General features: G+C 48.5%; 29 protein-coding genes and 1 pseudogene. 24 read left to right on the forward strand and 6 right to left on the reverse strand.

Features of this window, described 5'->3' with window-relative positions; all coding sequences use genetic code 11:
- The first annotated feature begins 21 nt into the window (after positions 1-21).
- The 4 genes from RS881_RS24985 (at position 22) to RS881_RS25000 (ending at position 2,766) form a co-directional block, all read left to right on the forward strand.
- A complete protein-coding gene (locus RS881_RS24985) occupies positions 22-447 on the forward strand; it encodes a M60 family peptidase N-terminal accessory domain-containing protein (protein ID WP_315823580.1) in 426 nt (141 codons plus the stop codon).
- Complete coding sequence (locus tag RS881_RS24990; RefSeq protein WP_315823581.1) at positions 444-1,493, forward strand: M60 family metallopeptidase; 1,050 nt, start codon at positions 444-446, stop codon at positions 1,491-1,493. Before RS881_RS24985 ends, RS881_RS24990 begins: the two co-directional genes overlap by 4 nt.
- Positions 1,415-1,984, forward strand: coding sequence for a discoidin domain-containing protein (locus tag RS881_RS24995; protein WP_315823582.1), 570 nt, complete (start codon positions 1,415-1,417; stop codon positions 1,982-1,984). The genes RS881_RS24990 and RS881_RS24995 overlap by 79 nt, the downstream gene beginning before the upstream one ends.
- Positions 1,985-2,145: 161 nt before the next feature.
- Complete coding sequence (locus tag RS881_RS25000; protein ID WP_315823583.1) at positions 2,146-2,766, forward strand: alkaline phosphatase family protein; 621 nt, start codon at positions 2,146-2,148, stop codon at positions 2,764-2,766.
- Between the two features lie 249 nt (positions 2,767-3,015).
- Here RS881_RS25000 and RS881_RS25005 read toward each other — a convergent pair whose 3' ends face one another.
- Positions 3,016-3,246 carry a hypothetical protein gene (locus tag RS881_RS25005; protein WP_315823584.1) on the reverse strand — a complete coding sequence of 77 codons (231 nt, stop codon included), beginning with the start codon at positions 3,244-3,246 and terminating at the stop codon, positions 3,016-3,018.
- Here RS881_RS25005 and RS881_RS25010 point away from each other — a divergent pair.
- A complete protein-coding gene (locus RS881_RS25010) occupies positions 3,238-3,744 on the forward strand; it encodes a DUF4983 domain-containing protein (RefSeq protein ID WP_315823585.1) in 507 nt (168 codons plus the stop codon). The two genes, RS881_RS25005 and RS881_RS25010, sit on opposite strands and share 9 nt — an antisense overlap.
- Before the next feature lie 161 nt (positions 3,745-3,905).
- Here the strand turns inward: RS881_RS25010 and RS881_RS25015 are convergent, their stop codons facing one another.
- Positions 3,906-4,226: a hypothetical protein gene (locus tag RS881_RS25015; RefSeq protein ID WP_315823586.1), complete on the reverse strand. Its 321-nt coding sequence runs from the start codon at positions 4,224-4,226 to the stop codon at positions 3,906-3,908.
- Between the two features lie 340 nt (positions 4,227-4,566).
- On the opposite strand from RS881_RS25015, the gene RS881_RS25020 reads away from it, so the two are divergent.
- From RS881_RS25020 to RS881_RS25110, 19 genes and pseudogenes are all read left to right on the forward strand, one after another.
- Positions 4,567-4,899 carry a hypothetical protein gene (locus RS881_RS25020; RefSeq protein ID WP_315823587.1) on the forward strand — a complete coding sequence of 111 codons (333 nt, stop codon included), beginning with the start codon at positions 4,567-4,569 and terminating at the stop codon, positions 4,897-4,899.
- Positions 4,900-5,441: 542 nt separating this feature from the next.
- Positions 5,442-5,834 (forward strand): carboxypeptidase-like regulatory domain-containing protein, encoded by a 393-nt coding sequence (locus tag RS881_RS25025; protein WP_315823588.1) that lies wholly within the window; start codon positions 5,442-5,444, stop codon positions 5,832-5,834.
- Positions 5,828-6,472 (forward strand): TonB-dependent receptor plug domain-containing protein, encoded by a 645-nt coding sequence (locus tag RS881_RS25030; protein ID WP_315823589.1) that lies wholly within the window; start codon positions 5,828-5,830, stop codon positions 6,470-6,472. Before RS881_RS25025 ends, RS881_RS25030 begins: the two co-directional genes overlap by 7 nt.
- Before the next feature lie 95 nt (positions 6,473-6,567).
- A complete protein-coding gene (locus tag RS881_RS25035; protein WP_315823590.1) occupies positions 6,568-6,885 on the forward strand; it encodes a hypothetical protein in 318 nt (105 codons plus the stop codon).
- The gene (locus tag RS881_RS25040; protein ID WP_315823591.1) at positions 6,876-7,922 is read left to right on the forward strand and encodes a TonB-dependent receptor domain-containing protein; all 1,047 of its coding nucleotides are present in this window, start codon (positions 6,876-6,878) and stop codon (positions 7,920-7,922) included. The genes RS881_RS25035 and RS881_RS25040 overlap by 10 nt, the downstream gene beginning before the upstream one ends.
- 50 nt (positions 7,923-7,972) lie before the next feature.
- Entirely contained in the window at positions 7,973-8,575 is a 603-nt protein-coding gene (locus RS881_RS25045) for a hypothetical protein (RefSeq protein ID WP_315823592.1), read from the forward strand.
- Positions 8,576-8,586: 11 nt separating this feature from the next.
- Positions 8,587-10,098, forward strand: coding sequence for a RagB/SusD family nutrient uptake outer membrane protein (locus RS881_RS25050; protein ID WP_315823593.1), 1,512 nt, complete (start codon positions 8,587-8,589; stop codon positions 10,096-10,098).
- 14 nt (positions 10,099-10,112) lie between these two features.
- Positions 10,113-10,466 carry a RagB/SusD family nutrient uptake outer membrane protein gene (locus tag RS881_RS25055; protein ID WP_315823594.1) on the forward strand — a complete coding sequence of 118 codons (354 nt, stop codon included), beginning with the start codon at positions 10,113-10,115 and terminating at the stop codon, positions 10,464-10,466.
- Between the two features lie 283 nt (positions 10,467-10,749).
- Positions 10,750-13,569 carry a SusC/RagA family TonB-linked outer membrane protein gene (locus RS881_RS25060; protein ID WP_315823595.1) on the forward strand — a complete coding sequence of 940 codons (2,820 nt, stop codon included), beginning with the start codon at positions 10,750-10,752 and terminating at the stop codon, positions 13,567-13,569.
- 65 nt (positions 13,570-13,634) lie between these two features.
- Complete coding sequence (locus RS881_RS25065; protein ID WP_315823596.1) at positions 13,635-14,990, forward strand: RagB/SusD family nutrient uptake outer membrane protein; 1,356 nt, start codon at positions 13,635-13,637, stop codon at positions 14,988-14,990.
- Positions 14,981-15,394 carry a RagB/SusD family nutrient uptake outer membrane protein gene (locus RS881_RS25070; protein ID WP_315823597.1) on the forward strand — a complete coding sequence of 138 codons (414 nt, stop codon included), beginning with the start codon at positions 14,981-14,983 and terminating at the stop codon, positions 15,392-15,394. Before RS881_RS25065 ends, RS881_RS25070 begins: the two co-directional genes overlap by 10 nt.
- Positions 15,395-15,601: 207 nt before the next feature.
- Positions 15,602-15,961, forward strand: a complete 360-nt coding sequence (locus RS881_RS25075; RefSeq protein ID WP_315823598.1) for a DUF1735 domain-containing protein — start codon at positions 15,602-15,604, stop codon at positions 15,959-15,961.
- Positions 15,958-16,464, forward strand: coding sequence for a DUF5627 domain-containing protein (locus RS881_RS25080; protein ID WP_315823599.1), 507 nt, complete (start codon positions 15,958-15,960; stop codon positions 16,462-16,464). Before RS881_RS25075 ends, RS881_RS25080 begins: the two co-directional genes overlap by 4 nt.
- Before the next feature lie 32 nt (positions 16,465-16,496).
- Positions 16,497-17,549 carry an endo-1,4-beta-xylanase gene (locus tag RS881_RS25085; RefSeq protein WP_315823600.1) on the forward strand — a complete coding sequence of 351 codons (1,053 nt, stop codon included), beginning with the start codon at positions 16,497-16,499 and terminating at the stop codon, positions 17,547-17,549.
- Positions 17,459-18,124 (forward strand): carbohydrate binding domain-containing protein, encoded by a 666-nt coding sequence (locus RS881_RS25090; RefSeq protein ID WP_315823601.1) that lies wholly within the window; start codon positions 17,459-17,461, stop codon positions 18,122-18,124. Before RS881_RS25085 ends, RS881_RS25090 begins: the two co-directional genes overlap by 91 nt.
- On the forward strand, positions 18,093-18,524 hold the full coding sequence (locus RS881_RS25095) for an endo-1,4-beta-xylanase (RefSeq protein WP_315823602.1): 432 nt from the start codon (positions 18,093-18,095) through the stop codon (positions 18,522-18,524). The genes RS881_RS25090 and RS881_RS25095 overlap by 32 nt, the downstream gene beginning before the upstream one ends.
- A 279-nt stretch (positions 18,525-18,803) precedes the next feature.
- Positions 18,804-19,174 (forward strand): annotated as a pseudogene (locus tag RS881_RS25100) (family 43 glycosylhydrolase).
- On the forward strand, positions 19,150-19,959 hold the full coding sequence (locus RS881_RS25105; RefSeq protein WP_315824604.1) for a family 43 glycosylhydrolase: 810 nt from the start codon (positions 19,150-19,152) through the stop codon (positions 19,957-19,959). Before RS881_RS25100 ends, RS881_RS25105 begins: the two are co-directional and overlap by 25 nt.
- 26 nt (positions 19,960-19,985) lie before the next feature.
- Entirely contained in the window at positions 19,986-20,480 is a 495-nt protein-coding gene (locus RS881_RS25110; RefSeq protein WP_315823604.1) for a beta-xylosidase family glycoside hydrolase, read from the forward strand.
- Positions 20,481-20,931: 451 nt separating this feature from the next.
- On the opposite strand, the gene RS881_RS25115 is transcribed toward RS881_RS25110, so the two are convergent.
- The 4 genes from RS881_RS25115 to RS881_RS25130 all read right to left on the reverse strand — a co-directional run bounded on the left by RS881_RS25115 (position 20,932) and on the right by RS881_RS25130 (position 23,780).
- Positions 20,932-22,071, reverse strand: a complete 1,140-nt coding sequence (locus RS881_RS25115; RefSeq protein WP_425476367.1) for an endo-1,4-beta-xylanase — start codon at positions 22,069-22,071, stop codon at positions 20,932-20,934.
- 166 nt (positions 22,072-22,237) lie between these two features.
- Positions 22,238-22,378: a helix-turn-helix domain-containing protein gene (locus RS881_RS25120; RefSeq protein ID WP_315823606.1), complete on the reverse strand. Its 141-nt coding sequence runs from the start codon at positions 22,376-22,378 to the stop codon at positions 22,238-22,240.
- Positions 22,375-23,451 carry a response regulator gene (locus RS881_RS25125; RefSeq protein ID WP_315824605.1) on the reverse strand — a complete coding sequence of 359 codons (1,077 nt, stop codon included), beginning with the start codon at positions 23,449-23,451 and terminating at the stop codon, positions 22,375-22,377. The genes RS881_RS25120 and RS881_RS25125 overlap by 4 nt, the downstream gene beginning before the upstream one ends.
- On the reverse strand, positions 23,421-23,780 hold the full coding sequence (locus tag RS881_RS25130; protein ID WP_315824606.1) for a sensor histidine kinase: 360 nt from the start codon (positions 23,778-23,780) through the stop codon (positions 23,421-23,423). Before RS881_RS25130 ends, RS881_RS25125 begins: the two co-directional genes overlap by 31 nt.

Here is a 23,780-nt window from a genome sequence, read left to right on the forward strand (position 1 = left end):
CGAAACAGTAGAACTATCGATATGAACAAACAATTATTACTGATAGCCTGCACTGTTGTATTGCTGGCGCATTGCGTCAAGAACAAGGAAACTTTTAAAGACGGCAGGGATGAAGGCGGGTACCCGGCGCCTTCCGTCACGATAGATACCAACAGTGCGGTGATCGACGTAAGCAAATATGCACAAGCACGGGTATTCCCCGGGCTGGTATGCAATACCGAAGCCCGGCTGAAGAACCATGCCGTGACGATGAACCTGAATTATAATTACGTGAAGGAGCACCTGCGCATGGCTGTGCCGCCGGAGCCTCAATTCAGCACGGGCCTCTATGCCGCGCCGGGTGAACTGGTGACCATTGATGTGCCAGCCGATTATAGCTTGTCGATACAGGTAGGCGCCTGGCAGGATAATCTCTCCTCGGTGTTGAATGCCCCCGCGATCCGTTGATCTATACACGCATGCAACTGGCGCCGGGCCGCAACTATGTGCGTAATTTATATGGCGGCCATATTTACATCTTTGCAGCAAGGCCTGTGCCCACCCCCGTAACGATTACTTTTAGCGGTGCGGTCAAGTCGCCCGATTTTGAATTGGGCAAAACCACCAATGCAGCCTGGACAGCGGCGATCAGAACTTCCTGTGTGCCTTACCTGGAACTGCGCAGCAAGAATATCTGTTTTGTGGTACCCCGCGATTATTGTGTATCCCGCAATATACAGGACCCCGAAAGCATTATGAAAGAGTGGGACAGGGCCATCGACCTGGATTATTACCAATGGGAAGGCCTTTCTGAAAACCCCGCGGAAGCGTATGACCTGGCGCCGGTATTGCCGTGGCGTGTAGTGCAGGATATCAAACCATCGGTAGGATATGGGCACAGTGGTTTTCCAGTGGTTACCTACAATGACTATGGCTGGTTTGATGAATTTACCGATCTCAATGATATTAAGAAGGGATGGGCCTGGGGCACTTTTCACGAGATCGGGCACAACAACCAGCAAGGGGACTACTGGAGTTGGGGCAGCCTGATTGAAACATCCAATAACCTCTTTTCTTTTAAAGTATCTCACCGCCAAAGCATAGAGAAGAATGACCCAACGGCCTGGCCTCCTTATCACCCGGCTGTTAATTCCATGTTCCCACAGGCATTGGCTTATGCCGCCTCAACAGGCACGAAGAACTTTGATGGTACAGATGCGCGGATCAACGATCCCTTTTCCCGCATTACCCCCTTTGTACAGGTGTTTGATAAGATACCCGCGAATTGGGGATATCCCGGCCAGCCAGATGGTTGGGCTTTCATGACAGAGCTGTATAAAAAGCCCGTCGTGAAGTGCATGTATCCAACAACGACCAGGATAAAAGGGATTTTGTATATGAAACGCTTTGCGATTTCACCAGGACCGACTGGAAATTGTTCTTTGCAGCCTGGGGTATCAATGTCAGTACCGTATCGCTCAATGCCATTGATGCCAAAGGCTACCGGCTGCTGACCCAGGAGATCTGGAAATACAATCCCATTACACGTACCGGTGGAGATACCTATGCGAATGTATACAACAGGGCCAACTGGACGGTTACCGTCAATTCGGTGAACCCCGAAGGAGGTGGTAAGGATGCGGTGAAAGATGGCAACGTGGCGACCTACTGGCATAGCGCCTATGGTCCTACTGCACCAGTGATGGCCACGATCGATATGGGCCTGAAACTCGATATCAAAGGTTTCAGGTTCACCCAACGGCAGGGCGGTAACCGGAATATCAAGAACCTGAAGGTGGAGATCAGTACCGACAATACCAACTGGACACCGGTAGATGGAAGTCCGCTGTTATTGCAGAAGATCGACGCGCAGCAAAACTTTACCCTGCCTTCGGTAGTACGCGCACGGTACTTCAGGATCACCATCAATGGCCCGGCCGATACGTACAACACCGATGGGACCATGAATACCAGTATGGCGGAGATCGACGTGATACAGCCATAAACCAAACAAATTTCCTTTACTGAATCATACATGAATATGAACAACCGGAAACTCATTACAGGGATCTCTTTACTGGCAGTAGCCCTCGCAAGCGTACTTACCATCCCGGCCTGTAAAAATACGACGACCCACCGCCCTTCTTCGAGCAGGAAGATAGTTCGGTGGTGCTCACCACCCGCAAGACCTTGCTGGTAGTGATCGATGGGGGCGTGGCAGAAGCATTCAGGACCATCGCTCCGCCCACTATTACGGCTATGCTCGACCATGGTAAGTATACTTACACCGGCCGTACAGAAGATGTTTCTACCGATGGCGCTTCCTGGAAATCCCTTGCCTCTGGCATTTCGCAAACCCGCCACGGCATCTCCGACAGTTCGCTGGTATTTACTGCCCCTGTGGGCGGCAATGAGCACGACGCGCCGGCCAACTATCCTTCTTTCATGCAATACATCCTCACCTCCAGCCGGGCCGATATCGAAACCACCGTGATCAGTCCCTGGGGATATATGATCAATAAATTGTTCCCCGAAGTGGAGAAGCCCATTGCGGTGACCAATGATGCGGCAGTAAAGGACAGTGCCGTATCACGGTTAAAGAATGGCAATCCCGATCTCATGATCGCGCATTTTAATGGTATCAGTATCGCGGGTAGGGAATTTGGGTTCGATGCGGCTGTTCCGGAATACAAGGCAGCGATCCTGAAAGTAGATGCTTATATCGGTGAAGTGATGACAGCACTCAAGGCCAGGAAGGAATACAATAAAAAGAAGAATGGCTGGTAGTAGTCACCACCTCACATGGCGGTACCGGCAAACAATATGGTGGCAGTTCCGCAGCAGAGACCAGCGTATTCACCTTGTACTACAATGAGAACATCAAAAACAGGAACTGATCCGCGGCGGCTTTGCCGGTGTACAGCTATCAGGAAAAGATGCCACCGCTATTTCGGCCAAACTGGCCAATGGCAATGCGTACAACCCTGAAAGGAACCAGCAAACAGTGCAGATCAAAGTAAAGGGAACGGGCGGGTATTACCCCCACTTTTTTTCCAAAATGGAGCGTTGGCCTTCTACACCCGGCTGGTCCTGTTTTGCGGCTGGTGGGGTATGGGCCATTTCCATCCGGTCTACCACCAGTGGCGAAAGACGCATACAGCCAGGTTCTCCCAATGTATTCGACAACCAGTGGCATACACTCACCATCGTATTTGCCGACAGCACTTCCAAAAATGGCTGCGCAGGTATACCGATGGCGTGCGGCATGACCAGACAGATATTACGACCAATTATGATAATGGGGGTTCTATTACAACCACTTCCCCCATCACTGTCGGCTTTGGCGCCGACCCAACTTATGCCGGGGTAAATTTCTACGCGGCTGATGTGATGGTATTCAATACAGCCCTGACAGACAGCGAGATCAAAAGCAATAGTTGCCTGAAAGATGTGAGCCAGCATCCCAAATATGCCAACCTGGTAGGGTACTGGCCTGCTGCAGATGGTTATGGTGGTCAGTTTCTCAACAAAGCACCTGCACAGACTAATAATTTTGTGTTGAAAGGCCCTTATAAGTGGAATGGGCTCACCGATGTGCCTTGCTCGGTAAACGCACTGGCTGCTAACCAGATAGCCGTACAGCCGGCCAATGTGGACATCGTATCCCAGCTCTTTTACTGGTTGCGGATCAATATCCGTAGCGACTGGGGCCTGGATGGCGGCGCCTGGATCAAGACCTTTGAAAGGGAATTTATTAAACTGTAAGAAAAGAATACAGCATAGAGAGGGAATACAGGAGGCGATATATTAAAATCTTTTATAAGCTCAAAATGGCTCGTATCAAATGATGCGGGCCATTTCTTTGTATTCACTGTAGTCATTCAACCCTGTATGATATAATCAATTAATCATATTCCACAATATCGTCAATGAGCAGTCTGCCGTTTTGTGCTATGATCTTTGTATTCCAGATCTATGGCGCCTCGCTTATAATGGTAATAATCATCTGTAAGCGCCTGCCGTAAAGTATCAAATCCTTCTTTTTCCTGGCTATTCCTGTATTTTTCAATAACCTTCGTCAACCATTGTTTAACACTGATGGTGTCGGCCGGTAAGTTTTTGGTGATTCCTGTTGGTTGTTTATCTGTTATTGCTGCCGAATCATCATCGGTTTTATTGGCGGGCGTATTGGAAGAACAGGAAGCCAGGGTCAAAGCAATTCCAACAATTACATAATATCTTGCCACTTAGGTTTATTTTTTAATATATAGGGGTGCGGGATATGTTACCAGTCTTCTTCCCATTTCACAGGTACCCAGGAGGATAAGCCGGCCTTCATACAGATAGACCCAAAAACAAGCTGACCGTGTGCTTCGGCGTCCTTAAAATGTAAAAGGAACAATTAACCATCGGGCGGTTCGTTATTAATAACATCTGCAACTAAACCCCTAAACGGATAATAATATATGAGACCTTATCTACTGCTCCTTGTTGGCATTGTTCTGACCAGTTGTTCTGCTTCAAACAAAACCTTTAATAACGCAGCTAATTGGTTGCCCCAGTTTTGACTTCAAAAAAGATATCCTGGTGATCGAAAAGCTATCCTTGCCACCCAGGCAACAAAAGCTGATAGAAGAATACATGAAACAAAAATATAATTACCAATATGTATTTACTGAGCCTTATACTTCTGTCAATACCCAGTATCCCGACAGTTCAAAATACCGTTTTGTTATCCTGAATACATTTAGTTCCCATACCATGCAAACAGGGAGTACCGGCAGGTTCGTAACAGTGGGCATGTTCGATTTTTACTTTTATGATCGAATGACAAAGAAAAAATATCCGCCAACGAACAGGGGATCAAGCTGGGCTTCCATGACCTTTAAACCGATAATCAATACGATACTGGCCAAATAGGAGGAAATGAATTGCACTCCGGCAGATGCTCATTGGTGACCGCGCCAGTGGGCATTTGTATTTTAGGCCAACTTCCTGCCCGTTATAGTTGATCAACTACTGCTACAAGGTGAACCCTCATTGATAATCAATATATTAACTAGAAGAGAACATTGAAACAGGGAATCCTTCATACATTATTTCCATCCTTTTGGCAATTCGTGCTATAGGTGTCAGTGTGACAGTTTTATTTTTGTGCGTTATTTATTGTGTACTGTGCCATCTGATCAACTTACCGTTAAGGTGCTGATAATTGCTTATTAAAAGACTAAAATGATTGCTTATGACATTGAAATGCCCCTGGGTCGGCCATCTTCTTTCCGACCGCTCCACCCACAATTACTACCTTTTTTATTGTAGCAGTCAATAGTTCTCTCCGGGAGCTATGACTTTTTGTTGCCTGAAGTTCGGCCACCTGATCTGGTTTGAGCTTTGGTGAAGTGGTCTGTTGAAGACCACGCTGGTTTCTTTTTGTCCTCATATTTTAAACATTCACAATACCCATGCTCAAAATGATCCTTACGAACAAGTCATGGAAAAGGCTTTTGGCAACGGCGGTGACACTGTCTGTTGGCCTCGTCTTTTCGTCCCTGCGGGCACAGGATGCCCGTGTGGTGCAGGGAGTGGTGCTTGACGAAAAGAAGTCACCCATTCCCGGTACTACAGTCCAGGTAAAACAAACCAATATCAGTACCAGTACCACCAATGATGGCCGGTTCACTTTGCGTGTACCAGCCGATAAACAGGTACTTATTTTCAGTTATATCGGCAAGGTGGCGCAGGAAGTGAATATCCGCAACCAAACCAGTGTGTTGGTCGCTTTAAAAGACAGCGTCATTGGTCTCGAAGATGTGGTGGTAGTGGGTTATGGCCGGCAGAAAAAGAAAGTGTGGTAGCAGCCATTTCACAAACCACGGGTGCTGTGTTGGAGCGGGCAGGAGGGGTATCGAATATCGGCGCGGCGCTCACAGGTAATGTGCCAGGGCTTATCACGGCACAAAGTACGGGCCTGCCTGGTGAAGAAGACCCGCAGATCATTATCCGTGGCCGCAGTACCTGGAACAGCAGCAGCCCGCTGATTTTGGTAGATGGGGTAGAACGCCCGATGACGAGCGTAGACATAGGTTCAGTAGAATCGGTCACGGTATTGAAAGATGCATCGGCCACGGCCGTATTTGGATCGCGTGGGGCCAACGGTGTAATTCTCATTACCACTAAAAGGGGTAAAACCGGTAAGGCTTCTATACGTGGTACGGTAAATACCATCATGAAAGTGCCTTCCAAATTACCGGGCAAGGCTGATTCTTATGATGCCTTTCGCACCATCAATGATGTTATTGAATATGAACTGGCCCTAAAGCCGGCTGGCTGGAACAATTATACGCCAATGGATATCATCAACAAATACCGGTATCCAGCCAGCCTGGAAGAATCTGAACGTTACCCCAATGTAGACTGGGCCAGGACGCTGTTTAAAGACTATGCCATGTCGCAAAATGCGAACCTCAATATCAGTGGGGTACCCGTTATGTAAAATACTTCACCAGTGCCGACTTCCTGCATGAGGGCGACCTGTTCAGGATCTATGACAATAACCGGGGTTATAAACCTGGCTTCGGGTTCACGCGCATGAATGTGCGTACGAACCTCGATTTTCAACTAACCCCTTCTACCTTATTTAAAGTAAACCTATCGGGTTCCTACGGTTCCCGGAAAAGCCCCTGGGGGTTTACCGGGAATGAATATGGTACCTGGATAGATGCCTATACCACCGCGCCAGATGTATTTCTACCCAAGTATGCCGATGGCTCCTGGGGATTCTATGCACCCAATGAGGGCAGGGCCGAGAACTCGGCACGTACGCTGTCGGTAGGGGCATTCAATACCAGACCACTACACGCATCAACACGGACTTTTCGCTGGAACAAAACCTGGACATGCTGGTAAAGGGATTGCGTTTCAATGGTACAGTGTCGATGGACAATACCTTCATTGAACGCGACCGTGGTGTAAATGACCTGTACAATGGTGTACAACGTAAATGGATAGATCCCAATACGGGCATCCCCACTTACAAAGAAACAATGGACCCGCCTACTTCCTTCGATTTCCAGGAAGGGGCAAAATGGTCACCGGCCGGCGGTACCATTACCGGCAACCAACGCAGGCTGTTTTATCAATTGCAACTGAACTATGCCAGGACAATAGCCCGGAAACATGCTATCTCTGCGATGGGTTTGCTTAACCGCAATATTACGGCCAATGGCAGTGAGATTCCTTCTTACCGGGAGGACTGGGTATTCCGCACCACTTATTCTTATGACGGAAAATATACCGCTGAATACAATGGCGCTTATAATGGCTCAGAGAAATTTGCACCCGATTATCGCTTTGCTTTCTTCTCTTCAGGTGGTTTGAACTGGATCGTATCCAGGGAGAATTTCATGAAAAATATTGGGTTCCTGGACTTGCTGAAACTGCGTGCTTCCTATGGACAGACGGGGTTTGATAATGTAGGCTCCCGTTTCCTGTACCTGACAGAGTGGGCTTATGGCGGCCGTTCGCGCCTAGGTATGAATGGTGAGCAAGCCGAGCAAAGTCCCTTTACCTGGTACCGGGAGAATACCGTTGGCAATCCGAATGTACAATGGGAACAGGCAGAGAAGTACAATATAGGCGCCGACATCGAATTGTTCAAAGGGTTCATCAAGGCCAAGGTCGATCTATTCCAGGACAAGCGCAGCAAGATATTGATGGGTACGCGTACTTCTGTGCCTTCTTATTTTGGCGCCAATGCGCCTGTAGCCAACCTGGGCAAGGTTAACTCAAAAGGATATGAACTGGAACTGCATATCAATTATATGACAGCTCACAACCTGCGGTTATGGGCCGACCTGAATATGACGCATACGCAAAACAAGATCATAGACGGCGACAATCCATCCTTGTTACCAGCCTACCAAAAACAGATGGCCGCCAGATAGGCCAGACAGTTTCTTATGTAAGCCAGGGATATTACAATACCTGGGATGAATTGTATGGCAGCGCCATGCACAATACGAACGACAACCAGAAATTGCCCGGTAATTATTATATCGTTGACTACAATGGCGACGGCGTGATCGATGCACGGGATGAAATACCCTATGGGCATAGCAATTGGCCTTCAAATACCTACAATGCCACGTTTGGGGTAGACTGGAAAGGACTCACCTTCTTTGTACAGTTCTATGCGGTAAACAATGTAACACGCCAGGTGGTGCTGAACAGTTTATCGGGTCAAAACCATGTAGTATATAGCGAAGGCAGTTATTGGTCAAGGGACAATTTCAATGGAGATGTGCCCATGCCACGATGGCTATCTACCCCAGCGGGTTATTACCGGGGAACACAATACCTGTTTGATGGTTCGTATGTACGCCTGAAGAATGCCGAACTGGCCTATACATTCAGCAGTGGGTTGGTAAAACGGGTGGGCCTGGCATCATTACGGATCTATCTGAATGGCAACAACCTGGCAGCCTGGAGCAAGATGCCGGATGACCGGGAATCGAATTTCGCCGGAACAGGTTGGGCTTCCCAGGGTGCTTACCCTACTGTAAAGCGTTATAACCTGGGTGCAAACATCACTTTCTAAACATGACAGTTATGAATAAATATATCAAGACTTTGCTGGCAGCGGGTGTGGTGGTTGGTTTGTGGAACCTGGCATCGTGCAAACGGTTCCTGGACCGGGAGCCGCAATCGATCGTATCGGCAGACAATGCTTTTAAGGATTTTACGAATTTCCAGGGCTTTACGGAAGAGCTTTATCATTGTATCCCCGATTTTACCAATGCTTACTGGACAAATTGCTGGAACTGGGGAGAAGATGAAATACAGGGTACGGCACAAAATTTCCACTTTGTGATCAAGATCGACAATGGTGATTTCTGGGGCTGGCAGGCTCAATACGATGGCTGGCAAGCCGGCTGGATGGACCGCAACAATACGAGCACCAATGACGACCGGTTTCAAAAGTCACTTTGGAAACTGGGTTGGTATGGTATCCGAAAATGCAATATGGGATTGGAGAATATGGATAAACTGACGGATGCCACACAGGAGGAAAAAGACCTGATCAAGGGGCAACTGTTGTTCTTCCGCGGCTGGTTTCACTTCATGTTCATCCAATACTTTGGTGGCCTGCCCTATATAGACAAAGTGCTGCCCGGCGATCAGAAGTTGACCCTGCCACGACTGAAATACAGTGAATGCGCTGATAAAGCCGGGGCCGATTTTGCCGAGGCGGCCAAATTATTACCCCTCAATTGGGACAATACAACAGCCGGTAAACGCACGTTGGGCAAAAACCAGTTGCGCATCAATAAGATCATGGCATTGAGCTACCTGGGTAAAAACTACCTGTGGGCCGGTAGTCCATTGATGAACTATGTATCTACCGGCAACAAGACCTATAATGCGGAGTATTGCAAGAAGGCTGCTGAAGCATTGGGCGAAGTACTGCAACTGTGTGAAGTGGGGGAAGCGCCTTACAAGCTGATGGAGTTTGCCAGGTATGCTACTAACTTTTATACGACCGGACAAAACTTCGCCATGCCGGGTGGTACAGAAGCCATCTTCCGGGGTCCTTATTATGCAGCCCACCAATCCACCTACAATACCGCCAAACAATATGGGCCGGCCAATGTGCTGGTAGATGAAGCAGTAACTTTTGCTCCCACCGCCAATTATGTAGATTATTATGGCATGGCCAATGGGCTGCCTATTAAGGATATTACCAAGCCAGATGCAGAATCGGGTTATGATCCCAACTTTCCCTGGCGAGGCCGCGATCCCCGGTTTTATAATGATTTCGTGTACGATGGCGTTAAATGTATACAAGGGGTGGCGCCGATAGAATCAGATCGCTATGCCAACCTGTTTACCGGTGGCAGTTACCGCGACATCAGTACAGGCAGCCGTACAGGTTATTTGTTGTACAAGTTCATCCCCATCACTTCCAACAAACATGACAATGGTTATTCGTACGACAAAGGATTGAACATCCACGTTCCGTATATGCGGCTGGCAGATGTATACCTGCTATATGCCGAAGCGGCTGCCCAGGGTATGGAACACCTGCCGGTAAATCCTCCAACTATGGCCGCACAGCCGTAGAAGCGCTCAATGTATTGCGCGACCGGGCGGGTGCAGGACATATAGCCGCTCAATTCACAGGTTCGCTGGACGCCTTCATGCCTGAAATGCGCCGCGAGCGTGCCGTAGAGCTTTCTTTTGAAGGTCACCGGTTCAACGACCTGCGCCGCTGGCTCTTGTTGATCAACGCGCCTTATACACTGAAGAAGTCACTAGAGTTTGACCGGGCGCCGGGATTCAATAATGCCGATCCGAAGAATAACCGGGTACTCAATCTGCGGGAAGTAACGATCCTGGAACGCAAGTTTACCGAAAAGCATTATTGGTTTCCATTGAAAAATACAGATGCCAGTATGTACCTGGAGTTTCCACAGAATCCGGGATGGTAAAGTAGTCGGAAAGACTGGAAGACCGAAAGACCGGAAGACCGGAAGACCGGAAGTCGGAAAGACCGAAAGACGGAAAGACTGGAAGACGGAAAGACCGAAAGACGGAAAGACCGGAAGACCGAAAGACGGAAGACGGAAAGACCGGAAGACTGGAAGAACAACTGCGGCAAGAACTGTATTGCTTTCCGACTTACTGACTTACTGACTTTCGGACTTTCGGACTACACAGACTTACTGACTTTCGGACTATATAAAACGAGTTATTACTGTAAAAATTGAAAAGATGAAGTATATAAAAATAATGTGGTTGTGCGGAGGGCTGGCGGCCGCCATGCCGGCAGCACAGGCACAGGATACTACCGATACGAGGGAAGCCAAAGTGCCCGTTAAAGAAGGCGTACAGGTGGCTTTCCGCAAAGTGGATCCCAAAGACCTGCCGGGCGGCATATCGATAGTAGACGTAGCCGGCCAAATGAACCGGAACTATATGACCTATAGCCTGGAGAATATGGACGCCTGGGCCAATGGCTTTAATGGCAACAGCATGTGGGGCATGGGCAGTTACCTGCTGGTGATCGATGGCGTGCCACGGGAAGCCACCAATGTATTGCCAACAGAGATCGCCAGTATCTCCTTTCTAAAGGGCGTCAATGCAGTGGCGCTTTATGGCAGCCGTGCTGCGAAAGGGGTTGTGTATATTACCACCAAACGCGGACAGGCAGGTGAACAACAGATCAATATCCGGGTCAATGCAGGCATGCATGTACCCAGGGCGTATCCGGAATACCTGGGCTCGGCCGAATACATGAGCTTATACAATGAAGCCCGCCGCAATGATGGGCTGACAGATCAGTACAGTGCAGCCACCATCTACAACCATGCTTCGGGCAATAATAAATACCGTTACCCCAATGTGGACTATTATTCAGATGAATACCTCAGCAAGGTTTTCGGTCGCTATGATGCCACAGCAGAGATTACAGGGGGCAATGAAAAGGCCAGGTATTATACCAATATCGGATACCAAACTTCAGGTTCACTACTCAACTTTGGTGAAGCGAAACGCAATGACCGGGCCGACAGGCTGAACCTGCGGGGTAATGTAGACATTACGCTGAATGACTTCATCAGTTGTAATGTGGATGCCTCCGCCATCTTCTATACGGGCAAAGGGGTCAACACCAATTATTGGGGCGGCGCCGCCAGTTTGCGGCCGCACCGGTTTGCCCCGCTGTTGCCTATTGATATGATCGAGCCGGAAGATGAGGCTTCGCAGATCTATGTAAAGAACAGTAATAACCTTATCGACGGCAAATACCTGTTGGGAGGCACTCAGCTCGACCAATCGAATCCTATTGCAGCCATCTATGCAGGCGGTAATAACAAGTATACCAGCCGCCAATTCCAATTCAATACCGGCGTGCATGCCGACCTGCGCCGTGTGTTGAAGGGACTGAGCTTTCGCGGTACGATGGCCGTCGATTACAACACTTCTTACAACCTGGCTTTCAACAATTCTTATGCCGTGTATGCACCCACCTGGAACAATTATGCCGGGCAAGACCTGATCAGTAACCTCACCCGGTATAACCAGGATGCCACTACGGGCGTGCAAACAGTGAGTAATAGCTGGTACCGCCAAACCTTATCGGCCACTGGTCAGTTCAATTATGTAAACTCGATCCGTGAAAAACATAACCTGTCGGCAGTGTTGCTGGTCAATGGCTGGCAGCAATCCGAATCTCAGGTATACCATGCCACCAGCAATGCCAACCTGGGCCTGCAACTGGGTTATAATTACCAACAAACCTATTATGTTGATTTCAGTGGGGCCGTGGTACACAGTGCGAAGTTGCCCGAAGGTAAACGCCAGGCCATTTCACCCACCGTATCACTCGGCTGGCGCCTGAGCAATGAAAACTTTCTACGGGGCAGTGGGGTAGTGGACGACCTGCGGCTGACGGCATCGGCAGGCATCCTTCATACCGACCTCGATATAGCCAATTATTACCTGTACCAGGGAGTGTATACGGTACTGGGCAGTTGGTATGGATGGAAAGATGGCAGTGGTATACAGGCAACTGAATCAAGAAGAGGTGATAACCGCGATATGACCTTTCCTAAGCGGGAAGAGATCAGCGTGGGCCTGGAAGGCTCTTTCTTCAAAGGGCTGTTGAAAGCGGAAGGTAATTTCTTCGTCAACAAGATCACGGGCAACCTGATCCAGGCAGGGGTTTTATTCCCTTCCTTCTTCACAACAGGCTGGCCTGTTTCTTCCTTTATACCTTATGTGAATTACAATGATGACAAGCGGATGGGTTTCGACTTCAATGTCAGCGTTCATAAAAAGCTGGGAGCGGTAGACTGGAGGCTGGGTATAGTGGGTTCCTATTACAAAACTACAGCCATCAAACGGGCAGAAGTGTACGAAGATGCCTACCAATACCGGAAGGACAAACCCTTGGATGCGATCTGGGGCCTCCAAAGTCTTGGCTTCTTCAGGGATGCAGCCGATATCACCAACTCGCCCACACAAACCTTTGGTCAGGTGAAACCCGGTGATATGAAGTACAAAGACCAGAATGGTGATGGTGTAATTGATGGCCGGGATGAAGTATACCTGGGCCGTGGCGGCTGGTATGGTGCGCCGATGACATTGGGCATCAACCTGAGTGCGCAATGGAAGCAATTGTCCTTCCTGGCATTGGGAGTGGGCCGCTTTGGCGCCTATGGCATGAAGAACAGTTCTTATTTCTGGGTAGACGGAGAAGATAAATACTCCATCGTGGTGCGTGACCGCTGGACACCGGCAACGGCTGAAACGGCCAAGTATCCCCGCTTGACAACTTTCAATAGTGACAACAATTTCCGCTCGTCTGATTTCTGGCTGTATAAAAACAACCGCTTCGACCTGGCCAAAGTGCAGGTATCGTATGACCTGAGTAGTATACTGGGCGCCAGGAAGTTTGTGAAGGAACTGGGTGTATATGTGAGCGGAGCCAACCTGCTGACGATATCGGCCGAACGCCAGCTTATGGAAACCAATGTAGGCAGTGCACCGCAAACCCGTTTTTATAACCTGGGTGTGAAAGCGCTGTTTTAAGAGGTGAGAAGTGAAACGTGAGATGCGAAATTATATATCACTATTAAGAAAATGAATATGAACAGATGTATAACCTTATTGCTGGCTTTTTAGTGCTACTAAGCAGTTGCAAGGACCTGCTGACGCCAGGCATTGAAAATAACCGGAGCCTGGACCCCAACCAGTATGTTCCCAACGATGCACGGTTTCCTTTTGGCATCCTGCTGAATGGGTATAACCGGATACCTACCAATAGCTGGTCGTTTAATGATGTGGCCACGGATGATGCGGTGAGTAATGATCAAACCAATGGTTTTCTGAAAATGGCCAATGGCCAGTGGACGGCCAATAACAATCCGGTGAGCCAATGGACCAATTCCTATGCGGCGATCCAGTATATCAATATCGTTTTACGCGATGTGGATACAGTACAATGGGCTGCCGATAAAAATGTGAGTAAATTATTTGGGATGCGCATAAAAGGCGAGGCCTATGGGTTAAGGGCTTTATTCTATTACCACCTGTTGCAAACACATGGAGGGGTAGGAGAAGGCGCCTCCTTACTGGGCGTGCCATTGATATTGGAAGTGCTGGGGTCTGATGCTAACTTCAACCAGCCTCGTGCTTCTTTTGACAATTGCATGAAGCAGATCTACAGTGATCTGGCGCAGGCGGATGCCTTGTTGCCACTGGACTTCGAGAATATTCCCAGCGCTGCACAGATACCCGCCAGGTTTGGCACCGTAACCAAGGTGGAATACGACCGGGCCATGGGCGCTACCTTTCGCGGATTGCTTTCGGGCCGCATTGTAAAAGCCATCCGCGCCAAATGTGCTTTACTGGCTGCCAGTCCGGCCTTCAGCAGTGGCAACAGCACCACCTGGGCCGATGCCGCCAACTATACGGCTGAAGTATTAAACCTCAAAGGCGGCTTAGCAGCCGTAGCTACGAATGGGCTCAACTGGTATTGGGACAAAACAGAGATCACCGCACTGGCCGATGGCATGAACCCGGCGGAAGTGTTGTGGAGAAATAACCATGGTGACAGCCGCGACCTGGAGCAGGCCAATTTTCCACCCAGTCAGTTTGGAAGCGGCCGCATCAATCCTACACAGAACCTGGTAGATGCTTTCCCCATGGTCAATGGTTATCCCATCGCAGATCCCGCTGCCAATTACGATGCAGCCAATCCCTATAATAACCGTGATCCAAGGCTCAAATTGTTCATCCTGGTCAATGGAGGAACAGCGGGGCCCAACAATACGGCAATCAATACAACAGCAGATGGTACTACCAACGATGGGCTGAACAAAGTTGAGACTTCCACCCGTACCGGTTATTACCTGCGCAAATTGCTGCGCCAGGATGTAAACCTCAATCCCATTCGGCCAACAATCAACGTCATTACAAACCGCATATCCGCTATACCGAATTGTTGCTGAACTATGCCGAAGCAGCCAATGAGGCCTGGGGTCCGATGGGTACCGGCAGTAATACTTTTTCGGCCTATGAGGTGATCAAGGCCATCCGCAAAAGGGCGGGTGTGGGCACCACCAATAATGACGCTTACCTGGAATCAGTAAAGGGCAACAAAGACCAACTGCGTGAATTGATCCGCAATGAACGCAGGCTGGAATTATGCTTTGAGGGATTCCGTTTCTGGGACCTGCGCCGTTGGAAGCTGGGCCTTACTGAAGCAGCCAAAGGGGTTAGCATCCGAAGCAATACGCCTTCCTATATCAATGTGGAGGCGCGTCAGTTTCAACCCTTCATGATCTATGGACCTATTCCTTATGGAGAGATCCTGAAGTTTGGTATGCTGGAACAGAACCAGGGATGGAGGTAGGGGAGCAAGCCGGAGGCTTGCCAATATGCTCACCGGCGGGACGCTGGCGAGTGGGAGAAACGGAACATTGGCGAGTGAGGCATAAACAATGATTAGTATTTAACTGAAAATAGTAATTATGAAACAGTTTCTGTTAGCAATCATAGGGGGCCTGGTGTTGGGGGCTTGCAATAAAAAGCCGAGTTCCCGGACTATGAGTACCAAACGGTGTATTTCGCTTACCAATATCCGGTACGCACCATCACTTTTGGGGAAGACGTATTCAATACCGACCTGGACAACCAGGGCAAATGTAAGATCATGGCTGCTACAGGTGGCGTGTACTATAGCAAGCAGGATGTAACCATCCCGGTCATTGTAGACAATAGCCTGCTGGGCAATGGCCTGTTGTTTGGCGCAGGCAAAGAGGAGGTATTGCCCATGCCGGCCAGTTACTTCACGTTAGCCACCAATAGCATCACCATTCCCAAGGGGCAACTGGCCGGAGGAGTGGAAGTGCAGTTGACACCTGCCTTTTTCAATGATCCGAAAGCGATCAAAAACACCTATGTGATCCCCTGCGGATGACGGGTAAGACAGGCGCCGACTCGATCCTGTACGGAAAGGAATTTACGTTGTATGCCATCAAGTATGTAAACCCCTGGCATGGCAATTACCTGCGCCGGGGCAAAGATGTGGTGACGGGCAGCATGAACCAAACCATTGTACGCCATAAACCCTACGTTGAAAATGATGAGGTAAACAAATTGAATACAGTAGGGATGAAGGAGCTTGAATTTCCACTGGTATTGAAGAACAAGGACGGTATCAACGTAAACTGCCCGCTCCTGCTGCGGTTTGATGATGCCGGGAAATGCACCATCACCGCTGCCAATGCCAGTTTCACCGCCAGTGGCAGCGGCCGGTTTGTGAAGAAAGGCGAAAAGAACAGCTGGGGCGCCAAAGACCGGGACGGATTGTACCTCAATTACCAGGTTACGTTGACAGATATGCAGGTGGCCTCTACGGATACACTGGTGATGCGCGACCGTTCGGTAACCATGGAAACCTTTACGCCAGTAGGCAAGTAATACATTCTGCCATCTTTAATCTTTGTTTTGTTATGAACAAACTATTTACCATCACAGCAGGCCTCACGGCATTGACCATGCTGACAGCTTGCAATAAATACAAAGCACCGGCTTTTACGGTAGATAAACCGGAACCGGTAGCTACCCAAGAGGATATCGACGCTTATCCTCCATTAAAAAGTTATATCAACCGGGCAGCCCATCCCAATTTCAAATGGGGCGTAGCGCTTGGTTTACAGGAATACCTGGACAAGGGAGTCAAATACCGCCTGGTCAATAAGAACTTTGACGAACTGGTATTGGGGTATGAAATGAAACATGGCGCTGTAGTACAAGCCGATGGCAGCCTGAACCTTGCCAAGGTGAAGGACCTGCTGCAAAAGGCTGCAGAGGCCAATATGACGGTATATGGTCACACATTGATGTGGCATGCCAATCAGAATGCAGCCTACTTAAAAGGGTTGCTTTCGCCGCTGGTGGCCACCTCACCCGCTTATGCCAATGACCTGAACCTGGCCGGCCTCAAGGATAAAAGTTTTACCGGCTGGACACTCGCCAATCCCGGCGCTGGTATTACAGTAACAGATGCCGATGGCATGGGCGCCGGAACCAAAGCGATCAAGCTGGTTTCTGCTGCCAGTTCCTCAGCCCCTACCGACCTGCAATTGATCACCCCTTTCATTACCGTGAACAAAACACACAAATATGAAGTGGTGCTGTACATCAAGTCGGACATAGCCGGGGAAGGCCGTATTTCATTTGAAGGATTGAATAACAATACGCCTGCCATCGACTGGACCAGGTCGGGCACGGCTACCGCTACTTTCAAAACAGGCATATCCTGGAAGGAGATCCGTTTTACTGTCACAGATTTTGCCGGTGATAAGATCAAGCTGCGATTTGACCTGGGATATAAACCGGGGTTACTTATTTTATTGATGTCAACAACCTGTATGTATACGATACCCAGGGCACACCCGCCATCAATAACCTGGTGGCCAATGGCGACTTTGAAACAGGCAGTGGCTGGGGCGGCTGGGGTGGCAGTTCCACCCGGGGCATTACAGCCGATGGTATGGGCGTAGGCAATAAAGGGAAAGCATTTTATGTAACCAACCCCACCAAAACGGCCAATTACTGGGATGTGCAAACCAGCTACTCTTTTGCTGCCAACCTGAATAATGCGGAGCAGTATGAACTGAGTTTTTGGGTAAAGGGTACAGCGGCTGGCATCATTCGTCCCGAACTGCAAAGCGCCAATTACAGCTCCAACGGTTTTGGGCAGGTACCAGTAACCACCGATTGGAAACTGGTCACCATTGCCACCACTACTACCGCTGCCGACCGGAGCCGGTTGATCTTCAGTTATGGTGAGTTTGCGGGCACTGTCTATATTGATGATGTAGTGCTCAAAAGCAGTAAGGCCACCGGCGGTGTGACCACGATTGCCGAGAAAACACCTGTAGAGAAAGTGGTGATCCTCACCGAGTCGCTGGAGAAGTGGATCAAGGGTATGCAGGAAGTAACCAAGGCTTCGGTAAAAGCCTGGGATGTTGTGAATGAGCCCATGGACGATGGCAAACCTTATGAGTTGAAGACAGCAGTTGGACGTACAAATATTGCTGCTGATGAATTCTTTTTGGCAGGACTACCTGGGTAAGGATTATGGGGTAACGGCCTTCAAACTGGCCCGCCAATACGGCAATGCCACTGATATTCATTTTATCAATGACTATAACCTGGAATACAACCTGGATAAATGCCGTGGGCTGATAGAATATGTGAAATACATTGAAAGCAAGGGCGCCAAAGTAGATGGCATTGGTTCGCAAATGCACATCACCACCAGTACGGATAAGCAAAAGATAGAAGAGATGTTCAAGTTGTTGGCAGCAACGGGCAAGCTGATCAAAATATCGGAACTGGACATGGGCGTAGGCGTGAAGACTACCGCAGCTACCACGGAACATTATAAGGCACAAGCAGCGTTGTACAAATTCGTGATTGATAAATATTTTGAGTTGATCCCCGCCAAACAACGGTATGGTATTACTATCTGAGTCCGCTGGATAGTCCGGTCAATTCTTACTGGCGGCCCGGTGAGCCCATTGGCCTCTGGAATGAAGCCTATGTGCGTAAGTTGGCTTATGCATCGGTAGCAGAGGCACTAAAAGCAAACACGAAATAAGGATCGCAGATTGAATCGCAGATTACGCTGATTTAGAAACACAGATTTCGCAGATTGAATAATTATATAATCCCTAATTAATAACAATCCCTGGCAAGTGTGGCCGGGGATTGATTTTACACAGTACCATAAAAGAAGTATACATGAAGAAATGTTGTTTTGTACCTTATGTAATTATTTTGTTTTTGATCTGCTCCAGCTTTTTAGCCATGTGGCGCAAGCACAATCCATTACTTTGGTAAACCCTGTACTCAAAGGTTTTTATCCCGATCCCAGTATCGTAAAGGTGGAGACGGATTATTACCTCGTCAATTCTACTTTTCGTTTTTCCCCGGCCTGCCCATCTTTCACAGCAAAGACCTCAAGAACTGGAAACAGATCGGCAGTGCTATTGACCGTACCAGCCAGCTACAATTCCTGAAGCAACGTACCACCAGGGGCTGTTTGCACCCGGCATCAGTTACTACAATGGCACCTTCTATATTACCTGCACGAATATTGATGACGGGGGCAATTTTGTGATCACTGCGAAAAATCCGGCTGGTCCCTGGAGTGATCCCGTATGGTTGCGCAAAGTGCGGGGCATCGATCCGTCGATCCATTTCATAGACGATAAAGCCTATATCATTTACAATAGCGATCCACCCGAAAATAGACCCTTGTATTCGGGTCATAGAACCATTCGTATGTATGAATTTGATCCGATAGCTTTACAAGTAGTGGGTGAAGAACAAATCCTGGTAAACGGTGGAGTAGACATTAGTAAGAAACCGGTATGGATAGAAGGGCCGCATTTGTTACAACGAAATGGCTGGTATTATCTCTATGCAGCCGAAGGAGGTACTTCGGTGAATCATTCGGAAGTGGTATTGCGCAGCAAATCCGTCTGGGGACCTTATACGCCTTATGAAAACAATCCGATCCTTACCCAACGGGGATTGCCGGACGACCGTAAATATCCGGTCACCAGCACCGGCCATGCGCAATTGGTAGAAGGTCCCGATAGTAAAACCTATGCCATCTTCCTGGCCTGCCGGCCTTACACGGGTGATTATTACAATACCGGCAGGGAAACCTTTATTGCACCGGTGGAATGGATCAACGATTGGCCCGTGATTGATCCTGGGCATAAAGAAGTACAGTATCACTACACTGCCAATTTCCCGGAAGTAAAGCAACCTGGCACAACACCACAAAGTGGCAACTTTTCGTACAGGATAACCTTTGACAAAGTGCTTGACCCCTCGCTGTTGTTCCTGCGTTCCTGCGACAGCAGTTCCTTTTCGTTGAATAAAAAACGGGGTTAACGCTGCAACTGAAGCCTGCTACCGTAATGGAAACCGGTGTACCTTCCTTTATTGGTAAACGGCAACAACACCTGTATGCCAGTGCCGAAACCTCCCTGCGTTTTACCGCCAAAGCGGAAAACGAAAAAGCAGGCTTTATGGTGTACTATGATGAAACCCATTTTTACTACCTCTGTAAGTCCATCGATAAGGGGCAGCCAGTAATACAATTGTATAAGGGCAAAGAAGGAGATAAAGGCATGGAATTGATCACCGCAACTCCTTTAACAGGTAACAGCAAACAATTGCAACTGAAGATAGATGCCCAGGGAGACCACTACGATTTTTATTATGCAATAAAAGCCAATAACTGGATTAAACTGCAAGGCGGCCTGGATGCCAAATATGTGAGCACCCGGCAGGCAGGTGGATTTACCGGTTGCTTTTTTGCCTTGTATGCTACTTCATCGGGCATGCCAGTGAACAATGCCGCTCAATATCAATATTTACAGTACAATGGTAATGATCCGATGTATAAGTAAAGAAGTCCGGAAGTCGGGAAGTCGGAAAAGTCGGGAAGTTGGAAAAGCCGGGAAGTTGGAAAGTCGGAAAAGTCCGGAAGTTGGAAAAGTCCGGAAGTTGGAAAAGTCGGGAGGTCCGAAAGACAGATATTTTTGTCCAACAGAGGTGACACCTTTCACTTGCGTCGCCAGGGAAAGGTGTCATCGCTTGTCAGATCAAGGCGTCCGCCGAAATGCGCCTTCCATGCACACTGCCGAAGCGTTAATAGGAATTGTCGAAGCTGGTTTCTGTGAGCCCCTTTAGGGGCTTAAGCTTTGTAGAAAAATGTAGGTAAAGGTTTTGTGCGCTGTAAGCGCACAACCCGGTGAGCGCTGTGGTTCGTCACCTACGGCGCCGCGTTGAACGCGCATCATGTTGCCTCTACAAAGCTTAAGCCCTAAAGGGGGCCAGACAGTCGAAAGGTGCTCCACTTCAATGCGACGCGGGAGTATCAGTGGCTTGGTTGTCTTTATGGGTGGCAATGACAGTATAGAAGGCAGGTTTGGGTTTGTTTTGCCTGTCGAACAGTAAGGGATAATTGGTACGGCCCCAGATGGGGAAATTGTTGAGCCAGGATTGACCATCATTTACACCCCAAAATGTAACGCGGCTTATTTTATCCTGGTATTTGACAAATAACCTGAACAGGTCTTCATACGCTTTGCTCAACTTGAGTTGTACCGAATCGGGTAAACCGGTGGTATAAGGATTAATACCGGGTCTTTTGCCATCGGCTGTGCGGTTAATATCGGCCGTATTGCCTTCCCAGGGATTGGGTAATACAGTGAGATCAAGCTCAGTAAACATTACTTTCACCCCCAGGGCTGCAAATGCCTGGATGCTTTCTTCTATATAGCTCAGGGGTAGGTTGTTAATACGCCAATGACCCTGTATACCCACGCCGTCGATGCGGACACCGGCAGCCTGTATCTTTTTGATCAGGGCCAGGGCGCCTGCCCTCTTTTGGGGTTGCTCAATATTGTAATCATTGTAATACAGTTCTGCATCCGGTGCATTTTGCTGGGCCAGCCGGAATGCTTCTACAATATAGTCATCGCCGAGGTATTGTAAGAACACCGATCTGCGCAGGGAACCATCTTCATTCAATGCCTCATTCACCACATCCCAGGAATACACTTTTCCCTTATAACGGCCTGCTACCGTAGTAATATGGCTGGTAAAGAACTGCCGTACAGAATCGGCATTTTTCAATTTCCGTGCATACCCAGGCAATTGACTATGCCAGATAAGCGTATGACCATTGACCTTGAGCTGGTATTTTGTAGCATACGCCACCAATTGATCAGCAGCTTCAAAATTATACTTGTCCCATCCGGGATGTAGCAGGGATGCCTTCATGATATTTTCAGGGGTAATGGCATTGAACTGTTGGGGAACCATTGTAGCAATGGCTGCATCTTTCTCCTGTACTTGTTCCATATTGAGCGCCGTACCGATCAGGAAATCATTCTTAAAGATCGTTTTCAGAGACGGCAGGGGTATTTCGTTCTGTCCGCAGGCAGTGTTGCCGGCTAACAGCGAAGTGGCTATGATCAGGATGTAATGATTCAATCGCATGTATAAAAGTCGAAAAATCATACATAAACCAGCCTGGCCAAATGGTTTATTCGTCTCAATTTCTGCTTACGATTGTGCAAGGCCCCTGAAGGTGGGCCATCCTGCCGCACTGCAATGCCGGGCTGCAGGGTGACTCACCTTTGCCAATACCTGGCCGTCCTTAATTATCGCTGTTTGGATGGCTCTTCCGCATCCGTGTAATAAATTCCGAAGGTAGCATGTTGAATTTGTTCTTGAATGACCTGGCAAAATAGTTGGGGGTGGAGAATCCTACCTGGTAGGCAATCTCGGCAATCGTCATATCGCTTTTTCCATAAGGCCGGCTGCTTTATCGAGCCGGTAAGAACGGATATACTCTACGGGCGTTTCGCCCGTCAACTCCAATAATTTATTATAGAGTGAACTGCGGCTCATGCCAACCTCTTTACTTAATGTTTCCACCGATAGTTGTGAATTCGTCAGGTTGTCTTCCAGGTAACATACAATCTTATTCAGCAATTTCTCATCGGCCGATTCAATTTCCATTACCGGCGCCTGCACCCTGATCTGCCTGGTATAAGTATTTTTGAGGGTATTATTAAGGTGCAGCAGGTTTTTGATCCTGGCATGGAGTACCTCAAAGTTGAATGGTTTGGCAATATAGTCATTGGCCCCCGTTGCCAATCCGGCCAGTTGCTGTTCTTCCGTAGTGAGGGCAGTGAGCAATATAACCGGTATATGACTCGTCCTTTTATCGCCTTTTAGTTTTTGCAACAATTCAATACCATCCATTTCCGGCATGGTAATATCACTTACAATGAGCAGTGGATGGTGGGCGAGCGCTTTTTGCCAACCTTCCTTTCCATTGGAAGCTTCCAGCACCTTATAGTTATACTGGAGGTTGTCTTTGAGGTAAAACCTGAAATCTTCATTGTCTTCTACCAACAATACCAACGGAAGTTCGGTGGTGCCGCCGTTGGTCGCTCTAATGGCAGGTGTCACTTCCGCAGGTGTTATTCCCGGCAACCATGATGGTGTTGAAGGAACCAGCGGCAGGCCGGTTTGTTCAATGGTCGCCTGTTTAACAGACAACGCCAGAGGCAGTTGTATCACAAACGCAGCTCCCAGGCCGGGTTCACTGTCTACCAGGATCGCACCGCCGTGCATTTTAATGAACTCTTTTGTAATCGATAGGCCGATGCCCGATCCCTGGTTCAGTACTGCATTATTGCTATTGGTTTGATAGAAACGTTCAAATATCAGCTCCTGCTTTTCTTTGGGAATACCAACCCCTGTATCGATCACTTGAATGGTTACCCATTGGATACCTGCCTCATTTGTAGCCTGGGCAGCTAGTTCCAGTACTACCCGTACCGTACCCCTTCCAGGGTAAATTTAAAAGCATTCGACAGCAGGTTAAAGAGAATACGTTCCATTTTATCATGGTCAAAGCGAACATCCAGCTTTGGCAAGCTGCTGGTAAAACTGAATTGAATATGTTTCCTTTCGGCAAAATCCCTGAAGGAGTCGGACGTTTCTTTTACAAAGGACACAAACTCCCCATCGGTCAATTGCAATTTCAGTTCATGTTCTTCCACCTTCCTGAAATCCAGCAGTTGGTTAACCAGGTTGAGTAGCCTGCGCGCATTCCGTTTGATCATGCTCAGTTTATCCAGGTTGCTGCCCGTTTTTTCTCCGGCTATCAGTTGCTCCACCGGTCCCAT

Origin of the sequence: Paraflavitalea speifideaquila (assembly GCF_032395985.1) — a bacterium.
Taxonomy (GTDB): domain Bacteria; phylum Bacteroidota; class Bacteroidia; order Chitinophagales; family Chitinophagaceae; genus Paraflavitalea; species Paraflavitalea speifideaquila.

Coding starts and splice junctions, on each gene's coding strand:
- RS881_RS25080 (WP_315823599.1), top strand. CDS start 15,958: ATGACGGGTAAGACAGGCGCCGACTCGATCCTGTACGGAAAGGAATTT.
- RS881_RS25060 (WP_315823595.1), top strand. CDS start 10,750: ATGAAGTATATAAAAATAATGTGGTTGTGCGGAGGGCTGGCGGCCGCC.
- RS881_RS25120 (WP_315823606.1), bottom strand. CDS start 22,378: ATGACGATTGCCGAGATTGCCTACCAGGTAGGATTCTCCACCCCCAAC.
- RS881_RS25095 (WP_315823602.1), top strand. CDS start 18,093: ATGAATTCTTTTTGGCAGGACTACCTGGGTAAGGATTATGGGGTAACG.
- RS881_RS24985 (WP_315823580.1), top strand. CDS start 22: ATGAACAAACAATTATTACTGATAGCCTGCACTGTTGTATTGCTGGCG.
- RS881_RS25005 (WP_315823584.1), bottom strand. CDS start 3,246: ATGCCGCACGCCATCGGTATACCTGCGCAGCCATTTTTGGAAGTGCTG.
- RS881_RS25130 (WP_315824606.1), bottom strand. CDS start 23,780: ATGGGACCGGTGGAGCAACTGATAGCCGGAGAAAAAACGGGCAGCAAC.
- RS881_RS25040 (WP_315823591.1), top strand. CDS start 6,876: ATGCTGGTAAAGGGATTGCGTTTCAATGGTACAGTGTCGATGGACAAT.
- RS881_RS25025 (WP_315823588.1), top strand. CDS start 5,442: ATGCTCAAAATGATCCTTACGAACAAGTCATGGAAAAGGCTTTTGGCA.
- RS881_RS25035 (WP_315823590.1), top strand. CDS start 6,568: ATGAATGTGCGTACGAACCTCGATTTTCAACTAACCCCTTCTACCTTA.
- RS881_RS25065 (WP_315823596.1), top strand. CDS start 13,635: ATGTATAACCTTATTGCTGGCTTTTTAGTGCTACTAAGCAGTTGCAAG.
- RS881_RS25085 (WP_315823600.1), top strand. CDS start 16,497: ATGAACAAACTATTTACCATCACAGCAGGCCTCACGGCATTGACCATG.
- RS881_RS25110 (WP_315823604.1), top strand. CDS start 19,986: ATGGAAACCGGTGTACCTTCCTTTATTGGTAAACGGCAACAACACCTG.
- RS881_RS25050 (WP_315823593.1), top strand. CDS start 8,587: ATGAATAAATATATCAAGACTTTGCTGGCAGCGGGTGTGGTGGTTGGT.